Below are 11,792 nucleotides of genomic sequence, written 5' to 3' on the forward strand. Positions count from 1 at the left end.
GTAATCAATAATTTTGCAAAAAATTTTAACCACCTGATTCTTAAAAAAAAGAAAAATTCCTGCAATAGCCGATAGTATTGGAAAAAGTATCTGAAATACATAGCCTCCCGTGTTGGGATCTATGTAGGCATTGGCATCTCTACACAAAAAAAATACAAAAAGTATTGTAAATAGGCTAACAACAAAGTTACGGCTTTTCATGTATCCTCTCGATCAAGCCTCGTCAAATAATGAGTCGCATAATACTCGCTAATTTCTCAATAAGCTCTCAAACCCATCCTTACAATAACTAACAAAATTGAACTACAATTTAATATTTAATAAAGAAAAGACGTACTAATTCTCAGCATATTACTAGTAATCATTCCCGCATGCTTAGAGCCAACCTTTTCATCTTGGCAAGACGCATGCGGTCCTCATCGGTTAGTGTTTCTAAATATTCAAGAATGAACGCGCAAAATATTCCGACAAAAAAAGCACTGACAGCTGCAAGGATAACGATCATCGACCGCTTGGGTTTACTTTTTCCTAAAGGTGGAACAGCCTCGTCAAGAACTTGAATGGTTGTAGAATCTTTGGCTTCAGAGAGTTTTGCAATCTCGTACTGTTTGGTTAACTGTTCGAAAACAGCCTCTTGTGTCTTAAGCTCTCGCATCAACCGTGCATACTGGAGCCCAAGGCCCGGAACTGACCCAAGCCCCGGAATGCCCTCCCCACTACCACTTGCTGCAGCATTAGCCCCAATTTCCTTGCGTAACTTGGCTATTGTAGATAAAAGGGCCTTTACTTCTGGGCTCTCATCTGTCTGGTAACTACGAAGGCTCTCCAACTGAACTTCCCTTGTGGCCAATTCCGCCTTGAGTTTAGCTATCCCTTCTATAGATGCCTTTGCCTGTGAGTCGATCTGAATGGTTTGGTTCTTCTGAGCAAATGTCTTGAGGCTTTCTTCCGCAGTTTTCAAGTCACCTCTAACAAGGTCAAGACGTTTTTCCAGAAATGCCCTTTCTGTCCCTATCTTGCTCAGGTTCAGTCGAATACTGGTTCTGGCAAGTTCGTCGACATAACTGTTTGCAAGCTGAGCAGCCAATTTGGAGTCTTTGTTGTCTGCCGAGATGGTTATAATTCCATCCTTACTGGACTGAATTTTAACGGTACCTTCAAGGCTCCTTCTTGCATCTTCTACAGACTTCGCCTTGAATATTTGAACCAAATTCAGGCGCTTCACCACTGCATCACCGACCGATCTACTTTTGAGAATTCCAACGTAAAGCTCTGCCGGGCCACTTAACCCACTGATTCCACCTGCAAGCCCTGCAAGCCCTCCTGCCTGGGATAGAAGTGTAGATAGCCCTCCGCCACCCCCTTCTTTCTGTGGAGGAAGAATTTTAGCAGTGGCGGTGTAAATATTGGGGAGGCTGAGCGAATAGCAAATTGACAGAATTGCAGCAATAACAGGCAGCCCAATAACCAAACGCTTACGCTTTACGATAACCATCAGAAGGTCCAAGAGATTGATCTCTTCCTCTTGCGGTAAAAACGGGCTTTCTTGGCTATCGGTCATTTCTAATTAAACCTCTCTTGATTTTGCAGATACCACTGATATGTCATTTTCAGCCCTGCCTCAAGCCCAAACCGGTGCCGCCACCCCAGACCATGTAACCGTGAAACATTCGATAGCTTGCGCGGAGTACCGTCCGGTTTAGTGGGGTCAAAAAAAAGTTCTCCGGTAAAACCAACCACGTCTCGAATAAGCAAGGCAAGATCCCTTATGGAAACCTCTTCACCGGAGCCTATGTTGACGAACTCAGCACCCTTGTAAGACCGCATCAGGAAAAGACAAGCTTCTGCCACGTCGTCCACATGGACGAATTCCCGCAACGGCGACCCGGTACCCCAGATGGTAACAGAAGAGGCACCGCTAACCTTCGCCTCATGGAATTTCCGAATCAAAGCCGGCAGCACATGAGAAGTCTCGAGGTCGAAGTTGTCGTTGGGACCGTAAAGATTGGTGGGCATGGCAGCGATGAAACAGGTACCGTACTGGCGGTTATAAAATTCGCACATCTTGAGACCGGCTATCTTGGCCAAAGCGTAAGCCTCATTGGTCGGCTCCAGGGGACCACTAAGAAGATATTCTTCCTTGATCGGCTGCGGCGCCAGCTTGGGATAAATGCAGGTACTGCCAAGGAATAGAAGTTTCTTGACCCCTGCGAGATATGACTGATGAATGACATTGGTCTGGATCATCAGGTTGTCGTAGATGAATTCGGCAGGGTAGCTGTTATTTGCTACGATACCGCCAACGCGAGCGGCGGCAAGAAAAACATATTCCGGTTTTTCATTCTCGAAAAAGTTGGCGACGGCCGCCTGATTGCGCAGGTCTAGCTCTTTGCTGGTCCGCAACGAGAGATTTTGGTAACCATCTGACTCTAGTTTCCTGACGATTGCCGAACCTACTAAACCAGTGTGCCCGGAAACATAGATGCGTGCCTGTTTATCCATTGGCCCGCTTCTCCCGCTCGGCTAGCGCGAGATCTTCCACAACCATCATCTCTACCAGAGCATCGAAATCGGTCTTCGGCTGCCAGCCAAGCTTTGTCCTAGCCTTTGTGGCATCGCCAAGCAGAAGGTCAACCTCGGCAGGTCTAAAGTACTTCGGATCGATCTCAATCAGCACCTTACCGGTCTTGCTGTCGATACCCTTCTCAGCAACACCGATACCTTGCCAGGAAATAGGCATGTCAAGCCGGGCAAATACCCGTTCGGCAAACTCCCGAACCGACCAGGTTTCACCAGTGGCCACCACATAGTCGTCAGGCTCTGTCTGCTGGAGCATCAGCCACATCGCCTCAACATAGTCGCCTGCAAAGCCCCAGTCGCGTTTGGCGTCAAGATTGCCTAGATATAGCCTTTCCTGCAACCCGGTCTTGATCCTGCCTGCTGCACGGGTAATTTTTCTGGTTACGAAGGTCTCGCCGCGACGGGGAGATTCATGGTTGAACAGGATCCCGTTACAGGCAAACAACCCATAGCTTTCTCGGTAATTTACGGTGATATAGAAAGAATAAGCCTTAGCGCAGGCGTATGGCGAGCGGGGGTAAAAAGGAGTGGTCTCTTTCTGAGGGGTTTCTACGACCTTGCCATACAGCTCGGATGAAGATGCCTGATAGAATTTCGTATTGAGGCCGGTCTCACGAATCCCTTCCAGGATGCGCACCGCTCCCAACGCATCAACTTCACCGGTATATTCCGGAACGTCAAAGGAGACCCGAACATGGCTCTGTGCTCCCAGGTTGTAGATCTCATCAGGTCTGACATCGCGCAGCACCTTGTTGATTGAACTGGCATCGTTCAAATCACCATAATGCAAAAAAAGCCGAACACCGGTCTCATGTGGGTCACGGTAAATAGCATCAATCCTGCCGGTATTAAAAGAAGAGGATCTTCGGATGATCCCGTGAACCTCATAACCTTTTTTCAAAAGCAGTTCGGCAAGATAAGAGCCGTCCTGTCCGGTAATACCTGTAATCAACGCCTTCTTCATTTGCCCCTCCTTTAGAATGGCAGAGTATACACAACGATAGATAAATTGGCAATCCCTAAGCTCTCTAGAACCCTCTATTCACCTTGACTTCCCGACATTGTCAGGAACCTGGGACAAGTTTCCATGAGTTCTTCATAAGTCCCACGATCTACAATCCTACCGTTGTCGAGTAGATAAATAAGGTCACTATTCCGTATGGTTGAAAACCTATGGGCCACAATAATGATTGTTTTCTTGTGCGCCAAGGTATTAATCGCCTCAAGCACGGCATTCTCTGATATCACGTCAAGCGCGCTGGTTGCTTCATCAAGGATCAAAATCTTGGGGTCATGATACAGAGCTCTGGCAATCCCGATCCGCTGCCGCTGGCCACCTGACAGCCTCACCCCCCGCTCGCCGATTACTGTGTCGTACCCTGCTGGGAGTTCAGTCTCGATGAATCCATGAAGGTTTGCCATCTGTGCAGCTTTCTGCACAGCAACATGATCTATGAGGTCTGCTGGGACACCAAAAGCGATATTTCTGGTTATGGTATCATCCGACAGAAAAATAGACTGCGGGACATAACCGATATTTCGTTGCCATGACGACATATTCTCAGCTTTTATGAGAATGCCGTCAACAAACATAGCCCCTTCCTGCATGGTCAATAACCCCAACATCAGGTCTATGAGCGTGCTCTTGCCAGATCCGGACGCACCAACAAATGCCACGACACTGTTGGCCGGAATGCTCAGACTTATAACATCAAGTGCTTTTGTAGAAGCACCGTAGTAACGGTAAGCCACTTGCTCCAGCCTTATTTCCTTGTCAAAGTGAAGAGGTTCGACCCTGCTATTATCCCGATCTACAAAGAATTCTAGGGGCGTATCTCCCAAGTCATGGCAAAGCAGCTTCAAGGCAGGATAGTTGAAACGTATTTGGGTAATTCCGGAAAAGGTCTGTTGTAAAGAAGGCATCAGCCGATACCCGGCCACCGCATAAAGAGTAATCAGCGGCAGAACCGTTGCGATCTCCTTGCCAGAAGCAAGATAATAAATTACCAGCAGGATTACGCCGCCAAAGGAGATTACCTCCATCAGGTATCGCGGCATCTGCGGCACAACGCCGCTGACAGTCTGTCCTTTGATGACATGACAGGACGGTCCCTTAAAGCGGGCAAGGTACTCGGCCTCGCGGCCAAACAGTTTGATTTCCTTAATTCCGCCAAAGATATCGGCAACAATGCCTGCCAACTCCCTATTGAATTTATGGTAGCGTTCGCCGTTCCATTTGAGGATCTTGCGCACCATAATATAGGCGAGAGTATAAAAACCACCGAGTATCAATACGATGAAGATCGCAAGCACCGGTTTGATCAGCACCATCAGCATAATCAAACTGCAGGCTGAGACAACACGAGCAGTGACATTCAATGCCGGGTTTATTACCTGAAAAACTACAGTATAAACTTCATGGAGAATGTTTCGGTTGAGTCTTGCGCTGTTTTCTCTGAGGAACTGCTCGTATGGCCGATGAAGATATGCTGCCAGAAGGCGATGCGACAGCGATTGGTTAAGGCGGGCTCCAGTACGGATAACAAATGCAGACGTTATAGCAGCAAAGATATTCCCCGCTACCAGAAAACAAAGGGCAATCACCCCAAGCGAAATCACATAAGCTCTGCGGTCAGCAATGCCGAGGAAATTGCCAAAATCAAGCAGCAAGCTCGTTTTCTGTATCAAGCCAGGGTTGGCAACAACAGCCATAAACGGCATGATAGAAGCCACCCCCACCATCTCGATGAAAGCGGTTAAAAGAATACATACAAAAAGTGCCAGTATTCTTCTCCGCTCTCGCGCAGTAACTAAGGTAAAGATTTTTCTTATGGTTCTTATAAAATTCACGATAAAGCTTCGAGACTTAATATCATAAAAACCTATAGTTTCGGTGCGATGAGATTACTCCCCCAAGAAAGCAATGATTTTTTCTGCGACCTGAACAGGGGTTAAGTCATCAGTATCAATTTCATGATCTGCAGATTTTTTGTAAAGGGGAGTCCTGCGGTCGAGAACTTCAGCAATCTCTTCGGTAAAGGTTTTGCCGCCGGTTAGAGACGGTCGATCAGTGCAGTTTTGAATCCGGGAAACAATCGTTGTAACAGACGCCTTTAACCAGAATATGCTGGCATTCTTTTTCAGGTTCTCAATATTTTCCGGCCGTTCGATAACCCCGCCACCGGTATCAATTATCAAATTGTCTATCAATGCCAGATCAGCTGCGACTGCAGACTCCCTATCCCGAAAACCGGGCCAGCCATGTTTGTTGACTAGTTCCGAAACAGACATCCCGGCCCTTTGCACGATTTCCTTATCCATGCTGAGGCACTGCATGTTAAGGCGTTTGGCAAGAATGCCTCCGACTTCGCTCTTACCTGTGCCGCGATAGCCAATCAGCACAATATTCATGAGTTAAGCTTCTCCATTACCACCCTCCTCATCACCTCGACAGGCGCTTCTGCTCCAGTAAAACGCTCAAACTGCATGACTGCCTGATTGATGAACATCTCCACCCCTGAGACCGTTACCAGACCACGCGACCTGGCATCTGCCAGCAGTTTCGTCTCAAGTGGAGTGTACACGACATCGAAAACAACCTGTCCGGCACGGTAGAGCTCAACAGGGACAAGTGAAACCCCTTCATGAGGATGCATCCCGATGGGCGTGCAGTTGATGATAACATCAGCCTCAGGCATCGCCTGCTGCAATACAGTTGCGTTTAATGCCCCCGAAGCGATCATGGTTTCAGTGCCTGTTTTAAGATCAGAAACCAACCCATTCAGCAGGGTCTCGTTTACATCCAACAGCACAATCTTGCCGGGATGTGCCTTTTGAGCAAGAGTGAAAGCAATCGCCCTGGCAGCCCCTCCGGCTCCAAGCATCAGGATGTTTTTACCGGCAAGCTTGACGCCTGCATCAACCAGCGACTTCAACGCGCCGGGCCCATCTGTGCCCAGACCGACAAGCTTTCCATTCTCATTAATTATCGTATTGATCGAACCAATTGCCCGATCCACCTCAGCAATTTCATCAACAAACTTCATTGCCTCGATCTTATGGGGAATAGTTACACTCATCCCCCGAAAATTCTGGAGTGAGCGCATCCCATCCAAAGCTTTGCCCAATGCTTCTACGCGGAAGGCAACATACACGAAATCCAGACCAAGTTCGTTAAACGCGGCATTATGAATTGCCGGAGAGAGGCTGTGCGCAACCGGATTACCAATAACAGCGCAAAGCTGGGTAGTAGTGGTAATTGATCTATCCTTTTTCATAGCCCCTCCTTAAAAAAGAAAAAGGGGCTAGCTTTACCAGCTAGCCCCTTACCTAACAATGGAGCGGGAGACGGGATTCGAACCCGCGACCTTCAGCTTGGGAAGCCGACACACTGGCGTTTCTTGAGTTTTCAAAATGTATCCCAATCTATCAGTTACCCCACTCATCATATTGACATTTCAACGTTTTTATCTTATTTATGTTTCTATGTGTCTTTAATTGATTCTCTATTTGCCAACTTCAAAACGGATGCAAAACGGATGCAAGGGGTCCGGCGACGATCAAAACGGATGCAAAACGGATGCAAAACGGATGCACGAAAAAGGGTAAAAAATGAAGCAATTCACCGAAAGATTTCTTGCGTCAATCAAGCCGCAAGAGAAAAAATTTGTTCTGAGAGAAGGACGAGGATTTGCACTTCAAGTTCTTCCCACCGGCACGAAGACATTCTTGTATATTTTCGAGCTGAACAAGCAAAAAGGGTATTATCAGCTTGGCAACTACCCCGCAATGTCCCTGGCTGACGCACGGGTAGCATACAACGATGCATACAATTTAGTCAAGAAAGGCATAGATCCTCGCGAAGAAAAGAAAGCTGCTGCCGAAGAAAAGGCCAAGATAGCAATGGAAGCCGCACTGGAAGCAGAGGCTGCCACTCGCGCAGCAGATCATTTGGAAAACTACTCCTTTGAAACTCTCACCCAAGAGGAGATTCCAGAGGACTTCGTCCCTACTACAGTTGAACAGCTTGCTGCAGTTTGGTTTATTGACTACTCTAAAGAAAACCACTCCAAAAGATGGCAAGAAACCATTCTCAGTGCTATCAGAACACACATCATTCCTAACATCGGTAAAATGGAAATATCTTCAGTTCGACACAAACACGCACTAACCCTCATTCAACAAATTGCTGTCAACGTCCCGGGATCTGCTCGCAATACTATGAAGTTCTGTAGACAAATGTTCAAATATGCTTGTCGTCAAGAATGGGCCGAGATACAGCCATTCCATGAAATTACCGAATCGGTGCCCAAAATTGCCCCGAAAGCCGATGAACGCCACCTTGACGATGACGAGATCGTGAAGGCTTGGTACGAAATCAATAAATCATCAAGCTCACGCGAAGTGAAACGTGCATTGAAACTGATTCTCGTGACAGCCCAGCGGCCCGGCGAGGTTGCTCAAATACACCGCGATCAAATTAAAGATAAATGGTGGACAATTCCTGCCGAAGTTGCTGGTAAAAATGAACGAGAACACAGGGTATATTTGACTGATACAGCCCTCAAATTAATTGGGGATGGAAAAGGTCATATCTTCCCATCTGAGAGAGGAAAACGAGGTCATATTTCTGAGAATGCGCTATCGCAGGCGATTAATCGCGGCTACTTGTCCGATGATGTCGTGAAAGTAGTTGGCAATAGAAAAATTAAAGCGCGAAAAGAGCCCTACTTCGGCATGAAACCCTGGTCACCCCATGATCTTCGACGAACTGCTCGCACAAATATGGCACGTGTCGGGGTATCAGATGAGGTTGGCGAGGAGGTAATGAACCACATAAAACCAGGTGTGGTCGGGGTGTACAACAAGTATCGTTATGATGAAGAGAAAAAAATCGCCCTGCAGAAATGGGAAGCTCTTCTCCTTGAAATACTGAAAACCAAGCCAGAAAATACAAATGATCTTGTCAAAGCAGATTAGTATAGACCTTCAGTACCCAACACCTCTTCTTGACGAAATGAGGAAAGTTGGTGTATTGCAGCTAGGTTTCATCTCCCCTCTCCCTCCCCCAATGTCGGGGGAGGGGCTATGAAGAATCAAATACCTTTTCATCACTTATTTTAAGCTTAGCGGAGCAAGTATGACCAAGGCCGATATTGTTGAAAGAGTCGCTGAACAATGTGGATTAACAAAGAAAGATTCCATCGACATGGTGGAATCGGTCTTCAGCATCATAAAATCCACTCTTGAATCCGGAGAAGATATAAAAGTCTCTGGTTTCGGCAAGTTTGAGGTAAGGGAAAAGCACGAGCGCAGGGGCAGGAATCCTCAAACAGGAGAAACCATTATCATTGCGGCGCGGAGAATCCTATCATTTAAGCCGAGCACTATCCTTAAAGATGCCGTGCAAGGCAAGTAGAGCAAACTTTCCCTTACCCCGTTTTGATCGATTTAACTTGCCGTTTCCTACAACCGACCTTTTGACAAAAAGACAACGGGCCGCTTCCCGAAAGAATGCGACCCGCTATTTTGTTCATTTGGTACAGGACCATTCCTATCTCATCATACCGCCACTCATAGGGGTCATTGGGGTTCCGGTATTGCTCCAAAAACTGCTGTGACTTGTCATATTGCGAAACATCCCCGAGTAATTGCCAAATCCACCACCGACCGGCATACCTCCCAGTTGAGTCTGCATCTGACTTATCATGCCAATCATTAATGTACTATTCATGTTCATCCCATTGATAACATTTGCTGTAATTGCCGGCATATTACTGTTGATCGTCCCCATCATACTGCGGTAGCGGCTCTGATTCACAGCGCTACCGTTCATGACCAAACTCGCCTGTCCTGCCATCAGCCCGACCATCTGCTGGGCAGTAGTGTGCATTGTTTGGAACTGAGTGGCGTTTGTTCCTGACTGTGACCCGGCTACATAGTCCGCCATCATGTTCATAGTGGATGGCAAGTTCATTTGATTACGGAGCTGAATCATGGCGTCGTTCAAGGTCATGCCCGGATTCGCTTCCATCTTCTCCCTGATGAGAGTTGACATTGGACTGATGAAGTTGCTGCTGACCGTGCCTGACATAGCGGTCGCTGGCATACTGAGGATATAGCTGTTTGATACCGTCTGATTAGTATCCTTGTCGATGGTCTGTCCTTTGATGGCCATTGCAACAATCGGATATTTACCAACATCGGCAGGATCAATGTTCAGAGTATAGGCTCCATTAGCGTCAGTGGTAGCTGATGGTTCACCCGCGTCTAACTGATAGTTGCTATTTTTGTCAAGGAAGACGGTTGCACCAACAAGATAACCGTCCGCAACTGCGCCAGAGACGGAAGTTGATGTTGCCGGTGTGCTTCCGCCGCCACCACAACCTGCGACAAGGCCGACTGTAAGGGCTGCTGCAATTGTAATTAGATGTTTTTTCATAATTTATATCCTTTTATATTTTCGTGTTAGAAGTCGTAGAATACCGATAATCCGGTACCAAAATCGGGACTATTGGTGGTAATTCCTTTGGCTATATATCCGTCAATACCTGTCTGTTTTGTTACCTGAAATTTCAATTTCAGCCGGACTTCCAACAAACTGCTTGCACCATCAGCCGGAGGAGTAGTGCCTTTGATAAGAAGTATCGGGCGAAAATTATCGGCAACTTGGTACCCTACACCTGCGTTGTAGGCCATATAGTTTTTGAGGGCAAGTTGCGTACTCTTCCCTTGCACGGTGTAGCCTGCTTCTACGAACGGGTTCCAGTTGCCAAGCCACTTTGTGATCTCTACGGCAAACCCTTCATCGAACTCACCGGTTCCCAGAGACTTGTTCTTGTCGGCAGTTGGAAATTTGACGAATGCCATAGGGCGAATTTGCGGCATCGAATCTTTTTCGGATAGCAGGATATAGCCGACCTTGAGGGTTATGTCACCAAGACCGCTCTCTGACTGATTCATGCTGCCTGAAGAGGAAGACATGCCACTGCCGGTGCCGGACATGCCACTCATTCCAACCGCCGACAGCATCGTGGTTCTACCCCCCTGCATGCCTCCACGAGCGATACTGGATACTACATTGCCGTTACTTTGGTAGACGAATGGAATTTCAAGCGAAAGGCTTAAACGATCGGTTGGGCTGGCAAAAATGGTAAGAGGCGCAAAAATAGTGTCGGTGCGAGTGTCGGTGCCATATTTCCCAGAGCTGAACTCAAATCCCTGACTAACGGAATAGATATATTGCTCTGCTTGCACATGATAGGGCGCTGCAAGTACTGTCACCAGACCCAGAACGCAACTGACAATTATCTGGATAGAATTTTTCAAGTTCATGTCCCCTCGTTGCTACCAATACTATTTTCGTTCTTTAGCGCCTCATCATGCCACCACCACCGCTCCGCATCATGCCACCGCCCTGGTTTCTCATGCCTCCGGCAGGGCTCTCCATTCGCGTGCGGCTGGTGTTTCTTACCGACCAAGCCGGTTCACCTTTGTCATTTCGCAGATCTACTTGCGCACCTGTGGTTTTGTTCACAAGCTTCTGTGCCAATACATACGATTTTCCATCCTGACCCTGAGCTTTTGACCCTTTGACCGAAAGGTCGTCATTCACATTAATGGCGATCCCATTCTTATCCCAGTACGATCCCGGCCCTAAACAGATGTTAAGCAATTCGTTACCACTCTTGACTTCCATGATGGTATTTTCATTCTCACCTGGGTGCGGCAGTGAAATGACCCGTCCAGACATTGTGGTAACCGTGTTGATGTCATAGCCACCGTTAAAATCCAGGCCGCTTTTCCCCTTGTCGTCGCTGCCAAAGAAACCGGCGAACGCTGTACCGAAAAGCAAGCTGTTCAGAAGAATTGCTTTCATACAGATTAAAGAAAAACGGCTTGGTGTCATGTAAAACTACTCCTGTGTTCTTTACTTGACTGCAGCAGGCTGCATCGGCGTCCCGGATGTCATCTGCGGTTTAGTCGTCCCATTGGCTGGCATTGTGGTGGTCATGGTACCGGTACCACTCATCGTTGCTGTCAAAGTCATAGTATGGGTACCGGTCGTCATCTTGGAGCCAGTAGTCATACTGGTTGTGGACATGGTTGATGACATTGTCTGCCCACCCCTAGAACCACCTCCCATGGCAAGTGCCTGGGTAGCGGCGAGAGCCAGTGCTGCAATAACTGCTACGGTAGTGAATTTTCTCATT

12 protein-coding genes are annotated in these 11,792 nt (G+C 47.5%); 2 read left to right on the top strand and 10 right to left on the bottom strand.

From position 1 onward, the window contains the following. Positions 1-361: 361 nt before the first annotated feature. The 6 genes from KI809_RS01820 to KI809_RS01845 form a co-directional block, all read right to left on the bottom strand. A complete protein-coding gene (locus tag KI809_RS01820; RefSeq protein WP_214169802.1) occupies positions 362-1,561 on the bottom strand; it encodes a GumC family protein in 1,200 nt (399 codons plus the stop codon). Positions 1,562-1,563: 2 nt separating this feature from the next. Beyond that, positions 1,564-2,502: a GDP-L-fucose synthase family protein gene (locus KI809_RS01825; RefSeq protein ID WP_214169803.1), complete on the bottom strand. Its 939-nt coding sequence runs from the start codon at positions 2,500-2,502 to the stop codon at positions 1,564-1,566. Then, complete coding sequence (gene gmd / locus KI809_RS01830) at positions 2,495-3,544, bottom strand: GDP-mannose 4,6-dehydratase (protein WP_214169804.1); 1,050 nt, start codon at positions 3,542-3,544, stop codon at positions 2,495-2,497. The genes KI809_RS01825 and gmd overlap by 8 nt, the downstream gene beginning before the upstream one ends. A 74-nt stretch (positions 3,545-3,618) precedes the next feature. Continuing rightward, positions 3,619-5,430 carry an ABC transporter ATP-binding protein gene (locus KI809_RS01835; protein ID WP_214169805.1) on the bottom strand — a complete coding sequence of 604 codons (1,812 nt, stop codon included), beginning with the start codon at positions 5,428-5,430 and terminating at the stop codon, positions 3,619-3,621. Between the two features lie 54 nt (positions 5,431-5,484). Continuing rightward, the gene (locus KI809_RS01840; protein ID WP_214169806.1) at positions 5,485-5,991 is read right to left on the bottom strand and encodes a shikimate kinase; all 507 of its coding nucleotides are present in this window, start codon (positions 5,989-5,991) and stop codon (positions 5,485-5,487) included. Continuing rightward, positions 5,988-6,857, bottom strand: a complete 870-nt coding sequence (locus KI809_RS01845; protein WP_214169807.1) for a shikimate dehydrogenase — start codon at positions 6,855-6,857, stop codon at positions 5,988-5,990. The genes KI809_RS01840 and KI809_RS01845 overlap by 4 nt, the downstream gene beginning before the upstream one ends. Before the next feature lie 334 nt (positions 6,858-7,191). On the opposite strand from KI809_RS01845, the gene KI809_RS01850 reads away from it, so the two are divergent. Beyond that, complete coding sequence (locus tag KI809_RS01850; protein WP_214169808.1) at positions 7,192-8,559, top strand: tyrosine-type recombinase/integrase; 1,368 nt, start codon at positions 7,192-7,194, stop codon at positions 8,557-8,559. Positions 8,560-8,719: 160 nt separating this feature from the next. After that, positions 8,720-8,998, top strand: coding sequence for an integration host factor subunit alpha (locus KI809_RS01855; protein WP_214169809.1), 279 nt, complete (start codon positions 8,720-8,722; stop codon positions 8,996-8,998). A 135-nt stretch (positions 8,999-9,133) separates the two neighbouring features. On the opposite strand, the gene KI809_RS01860 is transcribed toward KI809_RS01855, so the two are convergent. From KI809_RS01860 to KI809_RS01875, 4 genes are read right to left on the bottom strand one after another with little or no spacing between them, the layout of a single operon-like run. Continuing rightward, positions 9,134-10,021 (bottom strand): peptidase associated/transthyretin-like domain-containing protein, encoded by an 888-nt coding sequence (locus tag KI809_RS01860; RefSeq protein ID WP_214169810.1) that lies wholly within the window; start codon positions 10,019-10,021, stop codon positions 9,134-9,136. A 26-nt stretch (positions 10,022-10,047) separates the two neighbouring features. Next, the gene (locus KI809_RS01865) at positions 10,048-10,914 is read right to left on the bottom strand and encodes a transporter (protein ID WP_214169811.1); all 867 of its coding nucleotides are present in this window, start codon (positions 10,912-10,914) and stop codon (positions 10,048-10,050) included. A gap of 34 nt (positions 10,915-10,948) precedes the next feature. Continuing rightward, positions 10,949-11,488 carry a MamS/MamX family magnetosome protein gene (locus KI809_RS01870; RefSeq protein WP_214169812.1) on the bottom strand — a complete coding sequence of 180 codons (540 nt, stop codon included), beginning with the start codon at positions 11,486-11,488 and terminating at the stop codon, positions 10,949-10,951. A gap of 21 nt (positions 11,489-11,509) precedes the next feature. Then, complete coding sequence (locus KI809_RS01875) at positions 11,510-11,791, bottom strand: hypothetical protein (RefSeq protein WP_214169813.1); 282 nt, start codon at positions 11,789-11,791, stop codon at positions 11,510-11,512. Between the last annotated feature and the right edge of the window lies 1 nt (position 11,792).

Origin of the sequence: Geoanaerobacter pelophilus, assembly GCF_018476885.1 — a bacterium.
Classification (GTDB): domain Bacteria; phylum Desulfobacterota; class Desulfuromonadia; order Geobacterales; family DSM-12255; genus Geoanaerobacter; species Geoanaerobacter pelophilus.

Bases quoted from the DNA above. Each gene is read 5' to 3' on its own strand.
- KI809_RS01820 (WP_214169802.1), bottom strand. From the start codon at position 1,561: ATGACCGATAGCCAAGAAAGCCCGTTTTTACCGCAAGAGGAAGAGATC.
- KI809_RS01825 (WP_214169803.1), bottom strand. From the start codon at position 2,502: ATGGATAAACAGGCACGCATCTATGTTTCCGGGCACACTGGTTTAGTA.
- gmd (WP_214169804.1), bottom strand. From the start codon at position 3,544: ATGAAGAAGGCGTTGATTACAGGTATTACCGGACAGGACGGCTCTTAT.
- KI809_RS01840 (WP_214169806.1), bottom strand. From the start codon at position 5,991: ATGAATATTGTGCTGATTGGCTATCGCGGCACAGGTAAGAGCGAAGTC.
- KI809_RS01845 (WP_214169807.1), bottom strand. From the start codon at position 6,857: ATGAAAAAGGATAGATCAATTACCACTACTACCCAGCTTTGCGCTGTT.
- KI809_RS01850 (WP_214169808.1), top strand. From the start codon at position 7,192: ATGAAGCAATTCACCGAAAGATTTCTTGCGTCAATCAAGCCGCAAGAG.
- KI809_RS01855 (WP_214169809.1), top strand. From the start codon at position 8,720: ATGACCAAGGCCGATATTGTTGAAAGAGTCGCTGAACAATGTGGATTA.
- KI809_RS01860 (WP_214169810.1), bottom strand. From the start codon at position 10,021: ATGAAAAAACATCTAATTACAATTGCAGCAGCCCTTACAGTCGGCCTT.
- KI809_RS01865 (WP_214169811.1), bottom strand. From the start codon at position 10,914: ATGAACTTGAAAAATTCTATCCAGATAATTGTCAGTTGCGTTCTGGGT.
- KI809_RS01870 (WP_214169812.1), bottom strand. From the start codon at position 11,488: ATGACACCAAGCCGTTTTTCTTTAATCTGTATGAAAGCAATTCTTCTG.
- KI809_RS01875 (WP_214169813.1), bottom strand. From the start codon at position 11,791: ATGAGAAAATTCACTACCGTAGCAGTTATTGCAGCACTGGCTCTCGCC.